Annotated in this window: 18 protein-coding genes; 8 read left to right on the top strand and 10 right to left on the bottom strand. The window is 53.6% G+C overall.

Features of this window, described 5'->3' with window-relative positions:
• Position 1 precedes the first annotated feature (1 nt).
• The 7 genes from hisD (at position 2) to hisIE (ending at position 6,549) form a co-directional block, all read left to right on the top strand.
• Positions 2 to 1,390: a histidinol dehydrogenase gene (gene hisD, locus CX650_RS16185; protein ID WP_101096417.1), complete on the top strand. Its 1,389-nt coding sequence runs from the start codon at positions 2 to 4 to the stop codon at positions 1,388 to 1,390.
• A 5-nt stretch (positions 1,391 to 1,395) separates the two neighbouring features.
• Entirely contained in the window at positions 1,396 to 2,499 is a 1,104-nt protein-coding gene (gene hisC, locus CX650_RS16180; RefSeq protein ID WP_101096416.1) for a histidinol-phosphate transaminase, read from the top strand.
• A gap of 43 nt (positions 2,500 to 2,542) precedes the next feature.
• A complete protein-coding gene (gene hisB / locus CX650_RS16175; protein ID WP_101096415.1) occupies positions 2,543 to 3,610 on the top strand; it encodes a bifunctional histidinol-phosphatase/imidazoleglycerol-phosphate dehydratase HisB in 1,068 nt (355 codons plus the stop codon).
• The gene (gene hisH / locus CX650_RS16170) at positions 3,610 to 4,272 is read left to right on the top strand and encodes an imidazole glycerol phosphate synthase subunit HisH (RefSeq protein WP_101096414.1); all 663 of its coding nucleotides are present in this window, start codon (positions 3,610 to 3,612) and stop codon (positions 4,270 to 4,272) included. Before hisB ends, hisH begins: the two co-directional genes overlap by 1 nt.
• Positions 4,269 to 5,006, top strand: coding sequence for a 1-(5-phosphoribosyl)-5-[(5-phosphoribosylamino)methylideneamino]imidazole-4-carboxamide isomerase (hisA, locus tag CX650_RS16165; protein WP_039033226.1), 738 nt, complete (start codon positions 4,269 to 4,271; stop codon positions 5,004 to 5,006). Before hisH ends, hisA begins: the two co-directional genes overlap by 4 nt.
• Entirely contained in the window at positions 4,988 to 5,761 is a 774-nt protein-coding gene (gene hisF / locus CX650_RS16160; protein ID WP_101096413.1) for an imidazole glycerol phosphate synthase subunit HisF, read from the top strand. The genes hisA and hisF overlap by 19 nt, the downstream gene beginning before the upstream one ends.
• Before the next feature lie 137 nt (positions 5,762 to 5,898).
• On the top strand, positions 5,899 to 6,549 hold the full coding sequence (gene hisIE / locus CX650_RS16155; protein WP_039033228.1) for a bifunctional phosphoribosyl-AMP cyclohydrolase/phosphoribosyl-ATP diphosphatase HisIE: 651 nt from the start codon (positions 5,899 to 5,901) through the stop codon (positions 6,547 to 6,549).
• 198 nt (positions 6,550 to 6,747) lie between these two features.
• Here the strand turns inward: hisIE and CX650_RS16150 are convergent, their stop codons facing one another.
• The gene (locus tag CX650_RS16150) at positions 6,748 to 7,494 is read right to left on the bottom strand and encodes a DsbA family protein (protein ID WP_101096412.1); all 747 of its coding nucleotides are present in this window, start codon (positions 7,492 to 7,494) and stop codon (positions 6,748 to 6,750) included.
• On the bottom strand, positions 7,488 to 8,351 hold the full coding sequence (locus CX650_RS16145; protein WP_101096411.1) for an MBL fold metallo-hydrolase: 864 nt from the start codon (positions 8,349 to 8,351) through the stop codon (positions 7,488 to 7,490). The genes CX650_RS16150 and CX650_RS16145 overlap by 7 nt, the downstream gene beginning before the upstream one ends.
• A 109-nt stretch (positions 8,352 to 8,460) precedes the next feature.
• Here CX650_RS16145 and CX650_RS16140 point away from each other — a divergent pair, with 109 nt between their 5' ends.
• Complete coding sequence (locus CX650_RS16140) at positions 8,461 to 9,339, top strand: LysR family transcriptional regulator (RefSeq protein ID WP_101096410.1); 879 nt, start codon at positions 8,461 to 8,463, stop codon at positions 9,337 to 9,339.
• A 50-nt stretch (positions 9,340 to 9,389) separates the two neighbouring features.
• Here CX650_RS16140 and CX650_RS16135 read toward each other — a convergent pair whose 3' ends face one another.
• The 8 genes from CX650_RS16135 to CX650_RS16100 all read right to left on the bottom strand — a co-directional run bounded on the left by CX650_RS16135 (position 9,390) and on the right by CX650_RS16100 (position 23,720).
• On the bottom strand, positions 9,390 to 9,923 hold the full coding sequence (locus tag CX650_RS16135) for a cell division protein ZapC (RefSeq protein ID WP_039033231.1): 534 nt from the start codon (positions 9,921 to 9,923) through the stop codon (positions 9,390 to 9,392).
• A 186-nt stretch (positions 9,924 to 10,109) separates the two neighbouring features.
• Positions 10,110 to 11,129: a quinone-dependent dihydroorotate dehydrogenase gene (pyrD, locus tag CX650_RS16130; RefSeq protein ID WP_039033232.1), complete on the bottom strand. Its 1,020-nt coding sequence runs from the start codon at positions 11,127 to 11,129 to the stop codon at positions 10,110 to 10,112.
• A 61-nt stretch (positions 11,130 to 11,190) separates the two neighbouring features.
• Positions 11,191 to 16,038, bottom strand: a complete 4,848-nt coding sequence (locus CX650_RS16125) for an NAD-glutamate dehydrogenase (protein WP_101096409.1) — start codon at positions 16,036 to 16,038, stop codon at positions 11,191 to 11,193.
• Between the two features lie 265 nt (positions 16,039 to 16,303).
• Positions 16,304 to 18,613: an efflux RND transporter permease subunit gene (locus CX650_RS16120; protein ID WP_101096408.1), complete on the bottom strand. Its 2,310-nt coding sequence runs from the start codon at positions 18,611 to 18,613 to the stop codon at positions 16,304 to 16,306.
• A 12-nt stretch (positions 18,614 to 18,625) separates the two neighbouring features.
• Positions 18,626 to 19,666: a WD40/YVTN/BNR-like repeat-containing protein gene (locus CX650_RS16115; RefSeq protein WP_101096407.1), complete on the bottom strand. Its 1,041-nt coding sequence runs from the start codon at positions 19,664 to 19,666 to the stop codon at positions 18,626 to 18,628.
• A gap of 87 nt (positions 19,667 to 19,753) precedes the next feature.
• A complete protein-coding gene (locus CX650_RS16110; protein WP_101096406.1) occupies positions 19,754 to 21,121 on the bottom strand; it encodes a DUF1329 domain-containing protein in 1,368 nt (455 codons plus the stop codon).
• A 13-nt stretch (positions 21,122 to 21,134) separates the two neighbouring features.
• Entirely contained in the window at positions 21,135 to 23,189 is a 2,055-nt protein-coding gene (locus CX650_RS16105; protein ID WP_101096405.1) for a DUF1302 domain-containing protein, read from the bottom strand.
• A 315-nt stretch (positions 23,190 to 23,504) separates the two neighbouring features.
• Positions 23,505 to 23,720, bottom strand: coding sequence for a DUF2835 domain-containing protein (locus CX650_RS16100; protein WP_039033238.1), 216 nt, complete (start codon positions 23,718 to 23,720; stop codon positions 23,505 to 23,507).
• Positions 23,721 to 23,727: the final 7 nt, after the last annotated feature.

Here is a 23,727-nt window from a genome sequence, read left to right as displayed (position 1 = left end):
CATGCAGTATCTGGTATGGGACAAACTGAGCGAAAGCGAGCAGGCCGCCGCGCTCCAGCGCTCCTCCCTGGTGAGCAGCAAAGCGCTCGAGCAGAGCGTCAGCGAGATCATTGAGGCCGTCGCCGCCAAGGGGGACCAAGCCCTTAGGGAGTACAGCGAGCGCTTTGATAATATCCCCCTTGAGAATATCGCCCTCAGTCAGGCGCAAATAAAAGCCGCTGCCCAGGACGTTAGCCCTGAGCTCAAAGAGGCCATCAAGACCGCCATGGCCAACATAGATGTGTTCCACAGCGCGCAGCAGCCCCAGGCTTTGGATATCAATACCCAGGCCGGAGTGCGCTGTGAACTCAGAAGCGAAGCCATAGACAGCGTCGGCCTCTACATACCGGGCGGCAGCGCGCCGCTGATCTCTACGGTATTGATGCTGGCGCTGCCGGCCCGAATCGCCGGTTGTCGCCGCCGGGTCTTGATAAGCCCGGCACCGATAGACAGCGCCATCATCTACGCCGCCAGCGAATGCGGCATCGAAGAGATTTACCAATCCGGTGGCGCCCAAGCCATTGCCGCGCTGGCATTGGGCACGGAAACCATAGCGCCGGTGGACAAGATATTTGGCCCCGGCAACCGGTATGTCACCGAAGCCAAGCGCCAGTTGTCCCAGGATCCCAGGGCGCGAGTCAGTATCGACATGCCGGCGGGGCCATCCGAAGTGCTGGTCATCGCCGATGAGACTGCGAGTCCAGCCTTTGTGGCGGCCGATCTCCTGTCACAGGCCGAGCACGGTCCCGACTCTCAGGTGATACTGCTCTCTAGCTGTGAATCGCTGGCAAAAGCCGTCATCCAAGAGCTGGACAAGCAGCTTGCGGCCCTGCCCCGCGCCGACATTGCCCGCCAGGCATTGGCCGAAAGCCGTATTTTACTGCTGGATTCACTGGATAAGGCTGCAGCCGTTTCCAATCGCTATGGCCCCGAGCACCTTATCATCCAGACCCGTAGCCCAAGAGCGCTGCTGGCACAAATCCGCGCCGCCGGCTCTGTGTTTCTCGGCCCCTACACCCCGGAATCTGTGGGTGATTACGCCAGTGGCACCAACCATGTGCTGCCCACTTACGGCTACAGCCGCTCGGTATCCAGCCTGTCACTGGCGGATTTCTGCCGCCGCTTTACCGTGCAGGAGCTGAGCGCCGAAGGTCTGTGCGCCTTGGGGCCCTCGGTAATGACCCTGGCCCAGGCAGAGCAGCTTGACGCTCACAGCAATGCCGTTGCCCTGCGTCTGGCCTCTCTTGGGGTATCCGGCCCCGAAGGTTCAACAGAGAGTGTTTCATCCCCAAGTGCTTTCTCCGAGAGAGTTTCATCACCGAGCGCGCCGCCCGCGAGTGTAGAGGAATAACAACCATGCCTGCAGCCATCAATAGCCCCACAGCGGATCTCAAGAAGGTTACAGCAGCCGTTACCCGGCAAAGCCGCGAGCTTGCCGCCACTCTGGCTCGCCCCGAGCTTTTGGCACTCGAACCCTATCAAAGCGCCAGGCGCCTTGGCGGCCAAGGGGAAGTTTGGATCAACGCCAACGAGTCTCCCTTCAACCATACGGATATCGACCGGGTTAACCGCTACCCCGAGTGCCAGCCGCCAGAGGTGATTGCCGCCTATGCCGCCTATGCCGGAGTATCAGATTTGCAGCTCATCTGCGCCCGCGGCGCCGATGAAGCGATAGAGTTGCTGATCCGCACCTTTTGCACCCCGGGGGCAGACAGCATCGCCCTCTTTGGCCCCACCTACGGCATGTACGCCATCAGTGCCGCGACCTTCAATGTCGAGGTCAAGGCGCTGTCGTTGGATGACAACTTTCAGTTGCCCAAAGCGTTAACCCAGGCTCAAGGCGCCAAACTGCTGTTTATCTGCAACCCCAACAACCCCACTGGCACCTGGGTAAGCCGGGATGAAATCCTGCGGGTGCTCGAGGCCATGCCAGACACGCTGGTGGTAGTGGATGAAGCCTATATTGAATTCAGCCCCGAGCTGAGCGCCGCCGCTTTGCTCAAGGAGTATCCCAACCTGGTCGTACTGCGCACTCTCTCCAAGGCGTTTGCCCTGGCCGGAGCCCGCTGCGGCTTTATGCTGGCCAATGAAGGCATTATCGAGATGGTAAAACAGGTGCTGGCCCCCTACCCGGTACCTGTCCCTGTGGCACGCTTGGCGGCTTTGGCGTTAAGCCCTGAGGGCATAGCCAGAATGCAGGCCGATGTGGCGCAGCTCAAGACCCAGGGACAAAGAGTGGCTGCGGCGCTGGAAAGACTCGGAGCCCGGGTACTGCCAAGTGGCGGCAACTATTTGCTGGCGTATTTCGCCGATGCCCCCAAGGTGCGTGAGCAGTTGCAGCGCTTTGGCATAGTCGCCCGCAGCTACCGGGATCCGCGTCTTGTTGACGCCATACGTTTCAGTTTCAGCGATGACTCAGATACCGAGCGGTTGCTCGCCGCCCTGAGCCAGGTGCAATAACGATAATAATCAGCCCGGCAGCGGCCGGCACAAGGAAACATCAATGAGCCAGAAAATACTCTTTATCGACCGCGACGGCACCCTTATTGAAGAGCCGCAAACCGACAAACAGGTGGACAGACTGGATAAGCTGGTGTTTGAACCCGGCGTTATTCCGGCGCTGCTCAAACTGCAAAGCGCCGGTTACCGTTTGGTGATGGTCTCCAATCAGGATGGCCTGGGCACTCCCTCCTTCCCGAAAGAAGACTTCGATGCCCCCCACAATCTGATGATGCAGATTTTTTCAAGCCAGGGGGTCAACTTCAGCGAGGTGTTGATTTGCCCTCACTTCAACGATGAAAACTGCAGTTGCCGCAAACCCAAACTCGGGTTGGTAAAAGCGTTTCTGACCCAAGGTCTGGTGGATTTCACCCGCTCGGCAGTTATTGGTGATCGGCAAACCGATATTGCCCTGGCCGAGGCCATGGGCTTGACCGGCTATCGCTATGACAGGGAAAAGCTCAACTGGGGCGATATCTGTGATGCCCTCTTGAGCCGGGGTCGCCAGGCAACTGTGGTGCGCACCACCAAAGAGACCGATATTCGGGTCGAGGTAGATCTCGACCGCGCCGGCAACAGCGACATCAATACCGGCATAGGCTTTTTCGATCACATGCTGGATCAGATTGCCACCCACGGCAATTTCAAACTGGCAGTCAAGGTTGACGGCGATCTGGAGATAGATGATCACCACAGTGTGGAAGATACTGCACTGGCGCTGGGCGATGCTTTACGTCAGGCGCTGGGCGATAAACGCGGTATTGCCCGTTTCGGCTTTTCCCTACCCATGGATGAAGCCCGCGGCGATTGCCTGCTGGATCTCTCCGGCCGTCCCTTCCTCAAGTTCAACGCCGAATTTAAGCGGGAAAAGGTCGGGGAGCTGGCCACAGAGATGGTAGCGCACTTCTTTCGCTCCTTTGCCGACGGCCTGCGCTGCACCCTGCACCTTGGCTGCGAGGGCGACAATGACCACCACAAGGTAGAAGCGCTGTTCAAGGTGCTGGGGCGCACTCTGCGCCAGGCCATCAAGGTTGAAGGTGATGCCTTGCCTTCCAGTAAGGGAGTGTTGTAATGACCCAAGCCGTTGCCAAGACAGTGATAATAGATACCGGCTGCGCCAACTTGAGCTCGGTGAAATATGCCTTCGAGCGTCTCGGCGCCGACGTTTGTATCAGTGATGATGCCGAGGTTATCCGCAGCGCCGAAAGAGTGGTGCTTCCCGGAGTGGGCACAGCCAGAGCCGCCATGGCGGCGCTCACTGAAAAACAGCTAATTCCTGTTATCAAGGCGCTGAAACAGCCGGTGCTGGGAGTGTGTCTCGGTATGCAGCTCATGTGTGACAGCTCGCAGGAAAGTGGCGAGGATGCCGATGAATGTCAGTGTCTTGGGCTGATCCCGGGCACTATACGTTCACTCGACTGTAAGGGGTTGCCCAGTCCGCATATGGGCTGGGATCAACTGAGCCCCGTACTTGATGCAAACGGCCAAGCGCACCCGCTGTTTACCGGTATCGATGAAGGCAGCTACTGCTATTTTGTTCATTCCTTTTGCGCCGCGCCTTCGGCGGCCACCATAGCCGAATGCTGTTACGGCGAGCGTTTCAGCGCCGCCATTGCCAAAGACAACTTTATGGGAGTGCAGTTTCACCCGGAAAAGAGCGCCGCTATCGGCAGCCTTATCCTGGCTAACTTTCTCACTTTGACCCAGGATGATTTTAACGGAGCCGCAGCATGATTATACCGGCAATCGATCTTATAGAAGGTCAGGTAGTGCGCCTGTTTCAGGGCGATTACCAACAGGAAACCCGCTTCAATCTGCAACCTGAGGCTCAACTGCTCGCTTATCAGGCCCAGGGCGCTTCACTCTTGCATCTGGTGGACTTGACCGGCGCCAAAGACCCTGAGCGCTGCCAGAGCAGCCTGATAGCTTCGCTCGCAGCCGCCCTGGATACACCACTGCAAGTGGGCGGCGGCGTACGCAGTCAGCGTCAGCTCGATGAACTATTCAAGGCCGGGGTTTCCCGGGTAGTGATAGGTTCATTGGCGGTGCGTGAGCCCAAACTGGTTGGCGCCTGGCTCGAGCAATACGGCCCGGAGGCCATCTGTCTGGCGCTGGATGTCAATATCAATGCCACGGGCGAGAAAATAGTGGCGGTTCACGGCTGGCAGAGTGGCGGTGGTAAAACCCTGGAATCTCTGGTGGCCCAGTTTGCCCCTTTGGGCCTTAAACATGCCCTGGTCACCGACATCAGCCGTGATGGCACCATGACGGGGGCCAATACGGCCCTGTATCGCGAGTTGGCGCAGACCTTTCCCGATATCGCCTGGCAGGCTTCCGGCGGTATCGCCAGCCTGGATGATGTCGCCGCAGTCAGGGATTCCGGCGCCAGCGGCCTGATTATCGGCAAGGCCTTGCTCACCGGCGAATTCAGCGTAGAGGAGGCGATCGCATGCTGGCAAAACGTATAGTCCCTTGTCTCGATGTACGGGACGGTAAGGTGGTCAAAGGCGTGCAGTTTCGTAACCATGAAACCATAGGCGATATCGTGCCGCTGGCGGCCAGATATGCTGCCGAAGGCGCCGATGAACTGGTGTTCTATGATATCACCGCCAGCGCCCACTCGCGGGTGGTGGATAAGTCCTGGGTCAGCCGGGTGGCGCAGCAGATAGACATCCCCTTCTGCGTGGCCGGCGGCATCAAGACCCTGGCCCAGGCACGCGAGCTGCTGGCATTCGGTGCCGACAAGATCTCCATCAATTCACCGGCACTGTCGGATCCCAGCCTTATTCGCAGGCTGCAGGATGAATTCGGCCGCCAGTGCATAGTGGTGGGTATCGACTCTTTCTTCGATGCCAATGACAACAGCTATAAGGTGAAACAGTTTACCGGCGATGAAGCAGCGACCCGCGACACCCAATGGCACACCTTGGATTGGGTCGAAGAAGTGCAGCGCCAGGGCTGCGGCGAAATCGTGCTCAATGTGATGAACCAAGATGGGGTGCGCCAGGGTTATGATATCGAGCAGCTCGCCAAAGTGAGAGCCGTCTGCGATGTGCCGCTTATCGCCTCCGGCGGCGCCGGTACCATGGCGCACTTTCTCGAGGTCTTCGCCAAGGCCAAGGTCGATGCCGCACTGGCCGCCACCGTATTTCACAAGGGGATTATAGAGATCCAGGCGCTGAAAGCCTTTCTCAAGCAAAGCGGCGTCGCCATTCGCAGCTAAGGAAGGCTTCTTGCAAAGGACTAGGGCCATTTGCTGCGAACCACGCCTTGCATCCAGGCCCGTAAGCCGGCGCAGAGCACACATGGGACTTGTTCGCACCTTCCTTAATGCCCCACAACCCAATACAGGTATTTGATATGACAACCGAGACAAACAATGCCGACTGGCTCAAACAGTTGGACTGGGATAAACAACAGGGATTACTGCCGGCCGTAGTGCAGGACTTTCACAGCGGCAAGGTGTTGATGCTGGGTTATATGAACCGCGAAGCCCTGGATGTCACTCTGAGCAAAGGCCTGGTGACCTTTTACAGCCGCAGCAAACAGCGGCTGTGGACCAAAGGCGAAAGCTCGGGCAATCTGCTGCAATTGGTCAGCATAGGAGTTGACTGTGACAACGACAGCCTGCTGCTGCAGGCCGCGCCCTTAGGCCCCACCTGCCACAAGGGGACTGACAGCTGCTGGGATAATCCGGCCTGCGGCGAAGTGCACCCCTTTATCAATCGCCTGCAAAGCCTTATCGCCTCCCGTAAGGAAGAAGACCCCAACGAGAGCTATACCGCTTCGCTGTTTCAGCGCGGTACCAAGCGCATTGCCCAGAAGGTGGGCGAAGAGGGTTTGGAAACCGCGCTGGCGGCGGCCACTCATGATCGCGAAGAGTTGGTGAATGAAGCCTCGGATCTCCTCTATCACCTCTTGGTACTGCTGGAGGATCAGCAGCTGTCCCTCGATGATATCCATGCCAACCTGGCCAAACGCCACGCCCAGGCCAAAGCGGCACAGGAGTAGAGCAAAGCCAACATAAGGAAGTGGTAAAGCAGCAACCAATAAAGGCAAAAGCGAAGGGAATGAATGCAACTAACAGGTGTTCATCCCCTTCTGCTGTCAGCTTTTATCGCATCTTAGGATGCTCATTTTACTCAAGCCAAGACTAAGATTGCAGCCCCTTTGAACGCCCTTAAGCCCCCTCTAACCCATGCGGAAAGCTTAATCGCAGTCGCCTCCCCGGATACAAGCCGCCGGAGCACTTGGCACGGCTTTCGTATTATCCCTTTTGGCATCAATCCCAGAGAGCTGTTTGGCAAAACTTGAGTCAAACCAACCCAGCATTGCCTCTGTCTGGCCGTAGAAGCGGTGCAAAGGCACAGGGTGCCACTCACCGATTTCGCTTTCCAGAACCAGTGACGGAAAGCCTGCCAATCCGAATTTTGCCATCATGGCCCGGCTCTGGGCGATATGACTCGCCAGCGGCGAAATCTGCCCGGCTGAGTTTACTTCCATAACCGCCGTCAGATCGCTAGCCAATTTCTCGTGCCCCAGTGCCTGGAGACTTCTCAGCTCCATCAGCAGTTGCAGTAACACTTCAGGCTCGGCAAGCCTTAAACCTTGAACATAATGGCCACCCTGCAATATCTCCAGCAGCGCCAATCCCTGCCCTGCCACCTTTTCGGCGAGCAGGATAGCGGCAATGGCCGGTCCCGAGTCCAACACAGCGTCAGGGCATTGCAGCAAACCCTGAGTGTAACCGTCACCAAAGGGCTGCCCGGTCAGCTTGGCAATTTTGCTGTCGTGGCTGAGGAGATGTTGCCTGAGCCCGGGCGTTATTCTTGTTGCCGCCATCAGGCCGCCGGCGTGCAAAACTATCGGGAGTCTGGCACTCAGGGCATGAATGAGGGGCGCCGCACCATGGCACCAGCCGCACAAGGGGTCAAAAAAGTAGTGCAGCCTCACCATTTCATCTCACCCTTACTGACCTTGGCAGCTATCTCCAATGCCATAGCAAGCCCGGCATTCGGGTATAGACGCTGCATGGTGTCAATAAGCTCAGCGCTGGTTTGGGTGACGGCTTCGGCTTGTTCGAAATCCTGCAGGTACTTGAGTGTCGCGGCAATATTGTCCTGCTCGAGAAAAGATTCAGACAACATGTGCCCGGGGATCACCTTGGCAGGGTTAAGCGCCGCCATTTCCGCCAGCTGTGCCTTCCAGGCCGCTCGCTCACTCTGGCTCTGACTATCAGCCATCCACAGGTGCAAGCCTCCGGAGACGGCCACATTGCCGAGAATGGTTTTGCTGGAAGGTACCCAGAGGTATGGCCTGTCAGCCAGCATTCCCTGGTCACCTTTTATCTCAATCGCCTTGCCTTCAAGCATTAATTGACTGCCTTTAAATATCTCTGGCAGCTGCGCCTTGAGGGGGGCATTGCTACCCATTCTGGGGATCCAAAAGCTCAGCTTGTCTTCCAGCTTGGCCGAAATTTGTGCATGCACTGCCGGGGTCGTCAGATATTTTGCTTTAGGGAAAAACTGCTTGAGTGTGGCAACCCCGAAGTAATAGTCAGGATCCGCCTGGCTGACGAATACAGTGGTCAACTGCTTGCCACTGTCCAGAACCTCGGCGGCCAGTCGCAGGGCATCGGCGCGGGTGAAGCCTGTGTCGACCAAAATGGCTTCCTTGTCACCGCTTATCAGGGTGGCGTTGACATGAAAGCTGTTACCGTCGGCGTTATAGACTTTGAAGTCGAGGGCGTCCGATTCGGCGTGTAAAGAAAATGGCAACACTAAACTGGCAGCCAATACGAGTGATTTAAGCATGGTTTTACTCCGGTGAATTTCAACGTTGGCCAGTTTATGATTTCAACTAATGCAGATATACGGCTAAAATTGCGCAATATTGTTGCATAATCCGGACAAGTAATCGCAGATGGACAGATTAACCGCCGCCGAAGTTTTTGTGGATCTGGCCGCCAGTGGCAGCTTTACCGCTACCGCCGAGCGGCTTGAGATGTCGCGCGCCATGGTAACCCGCCATATCAAGGCGCTTGAGGATTGGTTGGGCGCCAGATTACTCAATCGCACCACCCGCAGTGTAACCCTTACAGATGCCGGGAATCAGTGCCTGACATATTGTCGCCAGTTACTCTCGACCTGTGAGGCATTGGAAATCAGCCTAAGCGAGAGACGCAGACAATTGACCGGCAAACTGAGAATAAGCAGTAGCATGTCGTTCGCACACGCACGGCTGGCAGCGAGCCTCGCGCAATTCATCAGGCTTAATCCCGGAGTGGAAATCGAGTTGGATGTGAGCGATCGCGCTGTGGATCTGGTGGCGGAAAGGGTCGATCTGGTGATCCGTATAGCGTCAAGCCCGGATCCCCTGTTGATTGGCAAGCCGCTTATCAAGGTGAATTCGCAGCTGGTGGCTTCTCCTGAATACCTCAAACAGTATCCAGCACCGCAGCATCCCAGAGATCTTCGCCGCCACCTGTGCCTTGGATACCGCCATTTCAATCGTAATCTTTGGCATCTTTCCAAGGGAGAACAGAACGAATCTGTGGCGGTCAACTGCCAACTGGTGGCCAATGAAGCGACAGTATTACTCAGGGCGGCTCAGGCAGGCAGCGGTATCGCCCAACTGCCCGATTATCTGCTGGATGAGGCACTCAAAAATGGCAGCTTACAACGCTTGCTGCCGGATTGGACACCGAGAGTCATGACGGCCTACGCTCTCTATAGCTCCAGAGAGCATATGCCGGTGGCGCTGAGGGCCTTGATTGACCACTTGAGTCAGGCATTCAGCTGAAAAACCCAAAACGAGGCCATAAGCCCCGTTGATACTCGCTGACAAAGTTGTCATGCAGCAACTATCTGTTGCTGTGCCCTTAGCGGATGCAGACGATCGTGCATCACCTTGATGGTTTCAAAGCGGGTCAGGGTTTTAACATCGCTGAGTCGACATTCGTTGGCCAACATCATCACCAAAGAAGCCTGCAACCCGGTCTCAACCACCATCACCAGCACGCGTTCTCCACGACATTTGAGGTCAAATACCTTTCCCGGCTCACTGTAAACACAGACAGCACTGGTGTCAAAAAACCATGACTTGGGCATCTGCGGCTTTTGCATAAAGTGAGCGGCGGTGGCGTTTAACGCCAACTGAACCACTTGTGCATCCGTCAATGACAGTGACTTGGTTAGACGATCAAGCAGGTCAATATAGAACTTGGCGTGCTCGACGCTAAATTCTGCTTCTTTCATTGCATCCGGTATCAAAGTTTTGGCTTTATAAGGAGTCAGAAATTCCATTTCCGAACCTAACGATACGCTAAGGACACCGTACGAATCGTTATATCTCCATTGCCAATCTCTGTTTGGCATTAATAACATAACGCAATCCAATAAGACCTGTGATTTATTACCAACCGAATAATAGATGATATTTTACCCAATATCAAAAAAAGTTTTAAATATTAGACTGAGATAACAATATCTTAGGCAGATCTTTCAGATCAAAAAACGATCGATTCAAATAAAAAAGGATCGCCAAGGCGATCCCTTTGAGTGTTTTTTAACTTATTTAGATCTATAAGCGTCGACAATATCTTTAATTAATTTTGGCCCTTGATAGATAAAACCGGAATAGATCTGCACCATGCTTGCTCCTGCATCCAATTTATCCAGAGCATCCTCGGCGCTATTAATACCACCTACCCCCAGGATCGGGATCTCGCCTTTCAAGCATTGCGCGAGATACTTGATCACCTTGGTCGACAACTGGTTCAGCGGCTTACCGCTAAGGCCACCTGTCTCATTGGAGTTAGCCAAGCCACTGACCCCATCACGGGTCAAAGTGGTATTAGTGGCTATGGCGCCATCAAACTTATGTTTCAATAATGACTCGGCTATCTTTTCGATCTCTTCTTCAGTCAGATCCGGCGCTATTTTTAATGCAATGGGGACATACTTGCCATGCTTTTCTGCCAGTTCTGTTTGTTTGTTTTTTAAGCTAGATAACAAGTCGTCCAGTAATTCGCCATATTGCATGGTACGCAGGCCGGGAGTATTGGGTGAGGAAATATTAACCGCGATGTAATCAGCATAGGCATAAACCTTATCCATACAGATCAGATAATCATCTTTCCCTTGCTCTACCGGTGTATCTTTATTTTTACCTATATTGACACCAACCATGGCATTGGATTTTTTAGCCTTGAGATTGGCCACCAGATTATCCACGCCGAGATTATTAAAGCCCATACGATTAATAATCGCCTTGGCCGGTTTAATCCGGAAAAGCCGAGGTTTATCGTTACCGGGTTGCGGCCTTGGAGTCACGGTTCCCACTTCAACATGACCAAATCCCATGGCATGAAAGGCATCGATACATTCACCGTCTTTATCCATACCGGCGGCCAAACCGACGGGATTAGGGAATGTCAGCCCCATGAATTCGACCGGGGCCGGGGCAAGATGCTGCGCATAAAAGCAGTTCAGCGGTGAGTTACCCGTGGTTCTGAGACTACTGATGGCAAAGTTGTGGGCGCGCTCAGGATCCATCTGAAACATGACTTTTTGTGCGAGTTTGTAAAACATGGTTTCTCCTAGACCTAAAAAAAGCCCCGGCGTTTGCCAGGGCTCTTATTGTTATAATAGCTTACTTCTGCCCTTCGCAGTGCAGGATCAGCAGATTCAGTTCACGTAGCGCTACTGAGAACTTCGCAAATTCATGGGTTTGCGAGGTCTTGAAGTCAGCCAGCATGTGGAACCAGCGCTCCAGCAAGCCCTGATTGAGTTCGACCCATTGTTCGATAATGGCATCGGACTCACAGCTGTCGGTACAGCTGCGCAGTACCGCTGATGTCAGCGCTCTTTGCTGCCAATCCAGCTCCTCACGGAAGGCTGCTCTGGCCAGTGCCTGCCAGTGGTTGGCCACCGGCTGACCACCGATCTGCTCCAGGAACCAATGCAGATCGATTCTTGCGCCCAACTTGAAGTAAGTTTCTGCCACCAGTGAAACCGGCTTGGACTCCAGCTGAGCTATCTGAGCAATATCCAGCGCCGAGAACAGCGTACTCATGTTGGCAACCAGATTGGCGACCTCATGAGGCACGGCTTCTTTTTCCAGTGCGGCGATATCCTCTTCAATACCCGCCAACTCGTCAGCTACCAGGTAAGAGCGGATATTGGCTTTCAGCTCGTCGAACACCGGCTTATAGAAGGCAACAACCTGCTCTATGCTCATGGCGCGGCTACGGTTACGCAGGAACCAGCGACAGGCACGGCGCATGTTACGGCGCAACTGGTGCAGCATCTCGCCCTGAACAACCGCGGGTACTATGCCGTTCAAATCAGTAATGGCTTTGGTTAAATCTGCCAAACCAAACACTTCGCGGGCCATAGTGTAACAAATGGCGGCATCAGCAACTGAGGCGCCTGTCTCATCCTGCATACGCTGGACGAAATTGAGCCCCATATCGTTAACCAGTTCGTTCGCCAACGAAGTAGCAATGATCTCACCGCGCAGCGGATGTTGAGTCATCTTGTCGGCATACTTCTGCTGCAACTTGCCAGGAAAATAAGCAACCAGCAGTTGGCTCAACCAGGCGTCATCTGTGATAACAGGTGTCAGCAGTTGTTCCTTGAGCACCATTTTGGCGTAGGCCACCAATACCGACAGCTCAGGACGGGTCAAACCTCGGCCGTTGGCCAAACGCTCGGACAGCTCCTCTTCTGTAGGCAGGAATTCCAGAGCCCGATCCAACTTACCCTCTTTTTCCAGGTAGTTGATAAAGCGGATCTGCTCTTTGAGCTGTTCGGCGCCGCGCACCTGAGTCACAGAGATGGTGCGAGTCTGATCTTTACAGTCCTGTAGCACTATCTGCGCGACTTCGTCAGTCATCTCTTCCAGCAGGCGGTTACGCTGCTTAAGGGTCATCTCACCTTCGGCCACCAGAGCGTTGAGTAAAATCTTGATGTTAACTTCGTTGTCCGAACAGTCCACACCACCCACGTTATCGACAAAATCAGTGTTGATACGGCCACCATTGGCGGCGTATTCAATACGGCCAAGCTGAGTACAACCCAGGTTACCGCCTTCACCTATGATCTTGGCCTTAAGCTCGCCACCGTTGACCCGCAAACCGTCGTTGGCGCGGTCGCCGACTTCGGCATGGGTTTCACTGCTCGCTTTGACATAAGTACCGATACCGCCGTTCCAGATCAGGTCAACCGGCATTTTCAGCAGGCATTTGATCAGCTCAGTCGGCGTCATAGCATCCTTGTCGGTCGCCAGCATCTTCTTGATTTCAGGCGTCAAACTGATGGATTTTGCGCTACGGGCAAACACACCACCGCCTTTGGAGATAAGCTCCTTGTTATAGTCTTCCCAGCTGGAGCGAGGAAGATTAAACAGACGCTTACGCTCGACAAAGCTGGTCGCTGAGTCAGGCGTTGGGTCGATAAAGATATGCATGTGGTTGAAAGCAGCCACCAGCTGGGTATGCTCAGACAAGAGCATGCCGTTACCGAATACGTCACCGGCCATGTCGCCTATCCCCACACAGGTGAAATCTGTGGTTTGGCAATCGATACCCACTTCGCGGAAGTGACGTTTTACTGACTCCCAAGCGCCGCGGGCGGTAATCCCCATCTTCTTGTGGTCATAACCGTTGGAACCACCGGAAGCGAAAGCATCACCCAGCCAGAAGCCATATTCGGTGGCAATGGCGTTGGCGGTATCAGAGAAGGTCGCAGTGCCCTTATCAGCGGCGACCACCAGGTAAGGGTCGTCTTCATCGTGACGCACAACATCCGCAGGGGGAACCAGGTCGCCGTTGACGATATTGTCTGTGATATCCAGCAAACCACGGATAAAGATCCGATAGCATTCCTGACCTTCGGTGAAGAAAGCTTCACGTCCGCCTTCGGTCGGCAGCTGTTTACAAACAAAGCCACCCTTGGCACCTACGGGCACAATCACAGTGTTCTTAACCTGCTGTGCCTTCACCAGACCCAGCACTTCGGTACGGAAATCTTCGCGGCGATCAGACCAGCGCAAACCACCACGGGCCACTTTACCACCGCGCAGATGCACACCTTCAACCCTTGGGCTGTAGACGAAGATTTCAAACTTCGGCAGTGGCTTGGGCATTTCAGGGATCTGATTGGGGGCAAACTTGAAGGAGATATAATCCTTCGGCTGGCCGGCGGCATCTTGCTGATAGAAGTTGGTTCTCAGCGTGGCGTTGATAAGATCCAGATAGCGGCGAATGATACGGTCATCATCCAGGCTGGATACGTCATCGAGACGCAGATTGATCTGCTCGATAAACTTGTCCAGCGTGCGGGTCTTCAGCTTGGGATTGAACTTACGAATAAACATCTTCACCAGCGAATCGGCTATCTGCGGATAGCGGCTGAAGGTTTCTTCGATGTAAGCCTGGCTGAAGGTCGCATCTATTTGACGCATATACTTGGCATAGGCGCGCAGCACTGACACTTCGCGGCCGGAAAGCCCGGTAGCCAGTACCATGCGGTTGAAGCCGTCGTCTTCCAGCTTTTTCTGCCAAACCTGAGCCAGCGCGGTCTGAAATCTATCCTGGCTGTCTGCCAGGTTTTCAGTGGCGCCGCCCTGTACTGTCATCAGGAAGTCGAGGATCCAGAAGGTCGCGCCATCTGTGCTCTTCACTTCATAAGGGCGCTCATTGATCACCCTGAGACCGAAGTTTTCCAGCATAGGCAGCACATCCGACAGATGGATAGGCTCATCCTTGTGGAACAGCTTCAAACGTACCTTGTTGCTGCCAGGCGCCGCTTCCTGTGGCTGATAGAACAACATGCCCAGCTTATGGTCATCATCTAACGCTTCCAGTTGTTGCAGATCCACCACGGCCGACGTCGGCAACACATCGTCTTTGTAACTCTGTGGGAATGCAGTCAGATAACGCTTGAACAGGCGAGTACCCTGCTCTTCACCCAGTGAATTGTTGAGCGCGCTCTGAAGTTTATCTTCCCATGAGCGAGCGGCTTCAATCAGATTGTTTTCTATGGCAGCCACATCGAGTTCCAAATTATTGTTGTTGTCGACTTTAACTATGTAGTGGGTACGGGCCAAGCTCGACTCGGAGAAGTAAGTGGTAAACTCCACCTCTTCATTGCTGTTAAAGGTTTGGGCAAAGATCCTTTGGGTATCTTCACGCAAACGGGTGTTGTATCTGTCTTTAGAGACATACACCAAACAGGACAGGAAGCGGCCGAAACCGTCTTTACGGACAAACAGCTTGAGTTTATCTCTGTCCTGCATCTCCAACACGCCGTGAGCCATGTGCGACAACTCGTCGACGCTTGCCTGAATAATCTCGTCCCTTGGCAGGTTTTCCAGAATATTCATCAACGCTTTATAGTCGTGGGAGCGCGGTGCCAGACCTGACTTGTCCATCACCCGCTGGACTTTCTCGGCCAACAGTGGGATCTCTTTCGGACTACGGTTATACAGATTGGAAGCATACAGGCCGATGAATCTGTCTTCACCGACGACATTACCGGCCTCATCGAAACGTTTGACGCCGATATAGTCGACATAGGCGGGTCTGTGAACCCGACTCTTGGCACTGCTCTTGGTCAGGATCAGCAGGCTGTTGTCCAGCGCTTCACGGCGAGCCGATTCAGAGAAAGAAGACAGCATCAAACCATGCTCTGGCTGCGCCTTACCGGGTTTGTTCATCAAGCCCAGGCTACTGGCCATATCCGGTACCAGCTCAACGTCACCTTCTACTTTACGCAGGTCGTAGCGACGATAGCCCATCAGAGTAAAATGATGGTTGTTCAAATAACTAAGGAAGCGAGTCGCTTCTTCGAGTTCGGCTTTCTCACCGGGGAACGGGCGCTTCGGCAACTCTTCAACCACTTCAGCCAGCTTATCGGACATGGCGCGCCAGTCATTGACGGCGGCGGCGACATCACCGAGCACGGACTCTATCTCTTTTTCGAGTTGTTTTATGTCCTGGTCGCTGCTTTGGCGGTCGATTTCAATCAGGAATACCGCTACCTTGTCGCTGTCTTCCTTGCTGTCGTTAACAAAGCTGACCCGCTTGATGTCTTTGCCCTGGCGCTCAATGGCCAGCGGCGTATGTAACATCATATGGGCGGTGATCCCCAAACGGTTGAGAGCCATCCCCACAGAATCCACCAGGAAGGGCATATCGGGCTGCACAACTTCGATGATGGAGTGGGTTGATTGCCAGCCGTGCTTGGCCTGGCTTGGGTTGAATACCCTTAAGTGAGTTTCCCCACACGGCGTGCTGTTCAGAGCATTCCACAAACTCAGGACGGCACCGTAGAGATCGCTATCGTTACGGGCCTGGAGATCGTCCTTGGACATGTGAGCGTAGAGGCAGGTGGCGAACTGTTCCACCTGATTTGCTTGTGTTTTAGGGACTTTGGAGTGGATTAAACTAACTACCTTTTCAAGCAGTACTGAAGGCATTGCATCTTTCAAGGCCATTTTGCTGTTTCCTTAAGCGTCTATGGCAGCGCTTTTTTCATTATATGGATGCTTCGTCGAATGACCCGGGCCTGAATTTTTTGTGACCGAGGTCATGCCGCGCAGTGTATTACTAAACAAACCATAATTCGAGCAAAATTTTAGTGGTACATCCTGTACAAATCCAGCAATAACGGGATATTGAAGGGAGTGGTGAAGAAGTAATCGGAATAACAGACTAACTATTCAGCAGGGGCAGGAGAAACTTCTTCCCCTGCCCCTATCACTAGCTGTGTTTGCGCCAGAAAAGTGCCACCAGTGCAGGCAGGATAATTATGGCCCCCAGCATGTTGACCACAAACATGAAGGTAAGCAAAATTCCCATATCCATCTGGAACTTAAGAGCAGAGAAGAACCAAGTACTCACCCCAATGGCCAAGGTCAGACCGGTGAAGATGACCGCACTGCCTCGCTCCATCAAGGCTTCGAAATAGGCCTGCTGCACTGCCATGCCATCGCGCAGTTTCACCGCCATGGTCGACAGGATATAGATGCCATAGTCCACCCCGATACCCACCCCGAGGGCAATAACCGGCAAAGTGCTTACCGTCAGGCCGATATCCAGCCAGGTCATCAGTGCCTGCGCCAATGTCGATACCACATACAGAGGCAGGATCACCGCAACCGTGGCTTTCAGTGAGCGGAAGCTTATCAGGCAGAGAATAAACACCGCGCCATAGACATACAGCATCATAGGCAGCTGAGCCTCGGCGACCGCCTCGTTGGTCGCTGCCATCACCCCCACCGGGCCGGAGGCGAGTTTAAAGCTCAACTTGTCGTCGTCCATTTCGGCGGCCAGCAGCTTCACCTTGCTCACCACTTGCTCTATGGTTTCCGCCTTGTGATCTTTAAGGAACAGATACACGGGCATCACAGAGCAATCGCCATTCAGCAAACCTGTGCTGGTAGGAATTTGTGACACCAGTTGCGCCAGGCTCGCCGGGCTTCTTGGTAATACCTGCCACTTGGGGCTGCCCTCGTTGAACCCGGCATTCACCTGGCGTGCCACCGAGGCGATACTGGCGGTAAACTCAACCCCTGGTGTGTTGCGCGCCAACCATTCAAACCTGTCAATCTTCTCCAGCGCCGAGTGATAGGTACAGGCCTCGGGATAGGCTTCCACTATCACACTCATCACGTCTGTGGTGATAGAGAAATGATCGGTAATAAAGAAGATGTCCTGGTTATAACGGGAGTCCTGATGCAGCGCCGGTGCTCCGCCCTGAAGATCGCCGATTTGCATCTTGCCCGCTTGCTGCAATCCGCCCAGATAAAGCAGCGCGGTGGCCGCCACTACCACCACAGCATATTTGGGCGTAGCAAAACAGGTGAGCTTTTGCCAAAAGGCCGCTGTCTTGGCCTCGGTGACCGCATTCGCTTTCGCGGCCTTTATCTGGAAGAAGGAGATCACCAAAGGCAAGAGTATCAGGTTGGTCAGGATGATCACTGCTACCCCAAGCGATGCGGAAATCGCCAACTCACGTATAATGCCGATATCGATTGCCAACAAGGTCATAAAACCTATGGTATCCGACAGCAAGGCGACCCCGCCCGGTACCAAGAGGCTACGAAACGCCGAAGCCGCGGCCACCTTGGTACTCAGACCATCGGCGACCCGCTTGCGGATGGCGTTGATCATCTGTACCCCGTGGCTGACACCTATGGCAAATACCAAAAACGGCACCAGAATCGACATGGGATCCAAGCCAAAGCCCACCACGGTCAAGAGCCCAAGCTGCCAAACCACGGCTATCAAGCTGCACACCAAAGGCAGCAGGGTCAACACCATGGAGCGGGAGAAGAGATATACCATCAGGGCCGTGACCAAAATGGCTATCAGGAAAAACAGCAGCACTCCTTTGGCCCCGTCTGCCACATCACCGGCCATCTTGGCAAAGCCTATGATGTGAATCTTTATGCCATCTTTTTCAAACTGGCCTCTGAGTTGCTCTTCCAGTTGCGCGGCAAACGCCAAAGTATCCAATGGCTCGCCGGTTTGCGGATCAAAATCCATCAGTTGCGCTGTCACCATGGCGGCGCTGTAATCCTCTGCCACCAGACGGCCGACTATGCCGGCTTTTTCGATATTGCCTCTAACTCGTTCAAGCCCAGCTTCTGTGGTGCTGAAATCCGCCGGGATCACCGGCCCTCCGGCAAAGCCGTCTTCCACCACTTCGGTAAAACGTGTCGACGGCGAAAACAGGGATTTCACCTGAGAGCGCTCTACCCCGGGAATAAAAAACAGTTGATCATGCACATTCTTGAAGGTGTCGAAAAACGCCGGATTGAAAATATTACCGCTGCTGTCTTCTACCGCCACCATGATTGAGTTGGCGCCGCCAAACTGCTTCTGGTGTTTGAGGTAGGTCTGCATATAGGGATGATGCAGCGGAATGTTTTTGACAAATGCCGCATCCATTTTCAGCTGACTGGCCTGAAAGCCCAAAAATACCGTGGTCAGCGCAAACAGCAGTATCACTCCGATACGATTGCGAAAGAGAAAACTCTCAATCCCATTGACCAATCTGTCTAACATAATAATGGCCCTTTATTGTTGTTTTAGTTCGAAAAGCCCTTTGGTCCCGGCTATCCATAACCGGCCCTTGGGGTCAACAGCAACTGCCGTTAAGTTTTCCCCTCTGCGCTGGGTTACCAGCTCAGCGTGTAAGTTGTTATCCAGACGAATAACGGCGCCGCCATTGCCGACCAGTAACAGACCCCCTTTGACCGCCACCGCCGCATTGAGGGTCGATTCAAGCGGCATCTTTATCTCCTGCCACTGACCCATATCTTTCGGGGCGCTGAAGGCATGCCCTCGCAGACCAAACACATAGAGCTGGTTATCCCCTTCTATGGCATTGAACAAAGAGCCGTCATAGATAAAATCCTGTCGCTGCCACAAACGGCCGCCATCTTCGGAAATGGCTACCATCCCCAACTCGCCGACCATGAGTAAACGCTGATCATCAAGGGCGATGACCCGATTGAAATGGGGCAAAATTGAGTCGGATTCGGCCCGATAGGCCTCTTCATCCTGCTGTTTAAGATCCGCCAGATAATCGGCGTCATCTTGGCTCAAGAGCTCGGGATGAAATTCTTTCTGCCAGCTTTGGCCGCCATCTGTGGTGCGCAGAAATAAACCATAGGCACCAACGGCTATGCCGTTTTGCGAGTCGGCAAACCAAACATCCAGCAAGGGCCGGGCAAGCTCAGGCGAACTGAACTGTTGCTGCCAGGAGAGCCCGCCATCTTGGGTGACAAGAATGGTGGCATCATGGCCCACTGCCCAGCCATGGTTGGCATCGAGAAAAAATACCTTGGTCAACTGCGCCTGACTCGGTGTCGCCACCTGTTGCCACTGATTGGCATCGGCGCTGAGCCTTAAGATATGACCGCGCTCACCAACCGCCACCATAGTGCTGCCGGCCTGAGCAATATCCAACATCAAAGAGTGAACCGCCAAAGGCTGCAGCTGGCCGGTCAGAGCCCGGGTTGCAGATTGCGTTTCGGCGTGAAGGGGCGAAATCGCGCCCTGGAATGTGAGTATGCCAAGGCCCAGAGCCGCTGCTTGAAGCATGCGATACGACATTACAGACTTCCTTAGGGTTAAAAGGGGCGCACGCGCCCCTGGAATTTTCTACTGGGCGACCTTAGCCTCCCATTAGATAACGAAGGTTTAACGTATTCCCTCGCGGCGCAGCGCAGCCGGGGTGAAGTTGGCCTCGGATAACTTGGCATCGAAGTCATACATACGGCCTTCGTTATCCAAACCTATGGCGATATAACGACGAGACTGCAGATCGTAATACACCTCGAGAGTACTCCAATGAGTCGGCACCTCGTAATAGTTCAGACCATGGGCCATGGCAACCCGATACAGTTCGTCACGGTTGTCGTACAGATCGGCGATTGAGACCTGCCAGGAGTCCTCATCCAGATAGAAGACCCGAGTCTTGTAAATATGACGCATGCCCTCTTTCAAGCTGGCCTTGACCACCCAGACTCTGTGCTTTTCATAGCGAATATAATCGGGGTTTAGGTGACCGGGCTTGAGTAGCTCACTGTACTTGACCTTATCCGAATGCAGACGGTAGTCGTTGTAAGGAATGAAGATCTCTTTCTTGCCCAGCAACTCCCAGTTGTAACGGGAAGGCGAGCCATTGAACATATCGAAATCATCCGTGGTACGCAGACCATCAGAAACCGTGCCGGGCGTGTCAAAGGCCACGTTGGGCGCCTTTCTCACCCGGCGCTGCCCGGTGTTGTAGGTCCAGGCCTGGCGGGGTTCCTTCTCCTGATCCATGGTTTCTTTCACCAACAGCGCAGTACCGGCCAAACGCGCGGGCTGCGTCACCACCTGTTTGAATTCAAACAGAATGTTGTTCTTTTTCAGCTCTTCCAAGTTTGCTTCAGGGCGAGAGTATTCGAAACGTATCTCTTCGGCCATTTCCACCAGAGTGTAATCGCCGCTGGCGGTAGGCGCCGCCTGATTACGTTCGGTTTCGATATCGACACCGCGGAATCTGAGAATATGGTTCCAGATGGCTTCCAATCCATTGGCAGGAATGGGAAAAGGAATACCTATAGACGCGCCATCGACACCATTGCCCTCTGAGACCAGAGTCGCTCTCGGCGCATTGGCCTTGGTGGCATCATAAATAAACTGCGGCACAGAAGCGGTACGCCGGGTCTGATAGATGTTCATTTTGAAACTATCAGGATAGGTTTCAAACATCTTCAGTTGTCCCGGCGTCAGGAACTCCTTGTATTGATCCTTATTGGCTGCGGTAACAGTCACCAGCGGCTTGTCATCCGGAAAGGGATCGGGGTGATGCATGCCTTTTTTATAACTGGCAGGAGGTGTGGTAATGCCGCCGTCCCAAGCCGGAATACTACCATCGGCATTGGGGCCCTTTTCAGCCCCGAGTGGTGTCAGGCTGGTACCCAGTTTGGCCACGTCGGCCTCGGAAACCTTGGCTTCTACAGCTGTGGTGGCCCCCAAAGCCAGGATTACAGCAGCAGACAATATAGCTATCGTTCTCATTTTATTGTCCTTATCAGATCGAAAACTTAACGTTGAAAGACACATAATCGCGATCGGCCATCGCATTGGTTGTGCCTACCCCACCAAAGAAACTGTTATAGGAAAGATCGGCGCCCCAGCGGCTCTGGTAGTCAAAGCTGAGCCCCAGCGCCACAGACTTGCGACCTTCGGTAAACAGAAACATAGGATCCGGGGTGATACCATCAACGTCATGGGAGAAAATCACTCGAGGTGACATATTGATGCCGGAGAACACGTTGTTGAAATCAGCCTTGGCAACAATCCGGTAACCCCAGGCGAAATCTGTCGGGAACGGATTGGTTTCAGGACCATTATGCAACGCTTCAATGATGCCTGGCATATTCGGATTGCCGCCGCTGCGCCCTGTGCCTGGACCATTGAGTCTGAGTTCATCGAAACCCGGCATATCATGGATCCATACCCCGCCGACTTCGGCGAGCATCACCAGGTTATCGGTACCCAGCGTCGGGCCAAACAAGTGGGTAAAGGTCATCTGCGCCTGAGTAGTATCGAGACGGATATAACCTTCGGCGTATTCACCCGGACCGACATCCTTGACATGGGAAGTGTACTGAGACAATCCATCAAGATCCGGCCTCAGTCCTGCGTTGGCCAGCTGTTGTGGCATAGCGGCAAACAAGAGTTCCACATCATCAATCTGCAGTGGCTCATCCTGGCGGTGCGCAATTTCACCGGCCACAGAGGTATCGCCTATCAAGGTATTAAAACTAAAGCCGTAAAGTTTGACATCTTCCGGATAAACCACCTGGGCCTTGGAGAAGCTATCCAGGCTAAGCAGCACTTCGCGGTTGATATTGCCGGCGTTTTGCCCAAGCACAGCCATATCAGACAGCAGTGCGCCTGTGCTGAAGTCCGCCGTGGTACCACTGATCAGTGGACGGCGGCTATGGTAATTCATGTAATAAAAACCAAACTCGGTTTCACCCAGCTCCGGGGCGTAGTAACCCAGCTTGATGCCGTACTGACCGGAATCGCTGGGAGCAGCTTCATCTTCCACCAATGTCACCTTGGTGGGATAAGCCAGCGCCATCTGCACCAACTGCTCCGTTGGAATGCTCTGCCCTGAGGCTATCATGTTGGACAGGCGGTTATATTCCTGGGTCAGGAAATCGAGATTGATATCCGGGTTGGCGTTGAAGCCGAGCTGGGCGTTTTGGTTGTAGCCACCGTAACCGACAAAGTCGTTGGTGCCGAAAATCGACCCGGGAGTCGGAACCCAAATAGGCTCCCAGTCATATTGATAGAAAGCTTCCAGCGACAGGTTTTCTGTCACCCCAAAAGAAGCCCACACCATACCTTGCGGCCTGAAGGCCTCTTTCAATTCGGCGCCCGGTGCGTTGAGTATGTTCAAATCAACCGGGTTAATTACCGCAATACCATGGGAAATAAGCGTACTTTCCCCCCATGAGACCACCTGATTACCCACACGGATAGTCAAGGGATTGGCGCCATCGTTAAAATCAAAGTTGGCATAGGCAAAAGCATCCAGCAGACGGATATCCTTACACTGCACTTCTTTGGCGCGCTTGTCGGCGCAAGGGTCGTAGCGGTTGCCGGTCAGAGGGTCATTAAAATCGTAAATTCTGTCGTTCAATTTACGATCGTAAAAATACATTCCACGGGCGAAAATACCGAAATTCTCATACTTGAGCGACAGCTCGTGCAATCCCTTGAAAATTTCCGAGGTAGTATCACCCTTAGAATACAGCAGGTTACTCAAGTCATTGTTACTGGAATAGGAACCGGGTTGCGCCCAGATCTCGGCGGCCGTGTACTTGGTATCGGTGAAAGCCGAATAGCCGCTCCAATCGAATCTTGGATGGTTGACTTTCCCTATCTGACCATCCCAGTCTCGTCCTTCCACGCGCCAACTGGCGCCCAAGGTCCAGGTCGAATCAAAGGAGCCATCCACTTCGCCCCATTTGAACGATACCGCTTCGACACTGGGGATCATCCCTAAACTCAGTGCCGACGCCACCCCCAAAGCGAGCGCCGACTTGTTAAAACGGTTTATCACTGTTTTCATTTATCGCTTCTCCGTAACCTGCTGGATTAATTGTTATAGGAGTCTCAACCAACATCTTGTTAGCTCACAGGCAACACCATTGTTACAGCAATTAATGCTGATGAGCAAGGCAGAGACGGAGAAATTTATTGTGCAGATTTGGGGACTTAAGACGGATCCGTCATTCAGGAAAGGCGTGGAAATTTAAATTTTTATCGAGTGTGGAAAGGATATCGGAGGTTAACAAATATAACCCAATTGATTTCAATGGATTAACCTTTGTTACCTGGATACAAAACAGCCGACTGATTAAGTCGGCCGTTTTAAGTAATTACTCTAAATTTGTTTCAAGGAAATGAACTTTCCATCCCGGTCTAATCTGAGATGGAATTCACCATAAATACCATCGGCAGTCAGAAAAGGACGTAAGCGGCGGCCGTTGATCCAGAGGATCTTGCCACCCTTTTCCCTGACCTCAACATTTTCAGCAATACCTTGATAGTAAGGCAAAAAGTCCTGATAACTCAGATTGAGGCGAAAGTAAAATTCCATCTTTGTA

It is taken from the genome of Shewanella indica (assembly GCF_002836975.1).
Classification (GTDB): Bacteria; Pseudomonadota; Gammaproteobacteria; order Enterobacterales; family Shewanellaceae; genus Shewanella; species Shewanella indica.
This window is presented reverse-complemented; position numbering and strand designations above follow the sequence as displayed.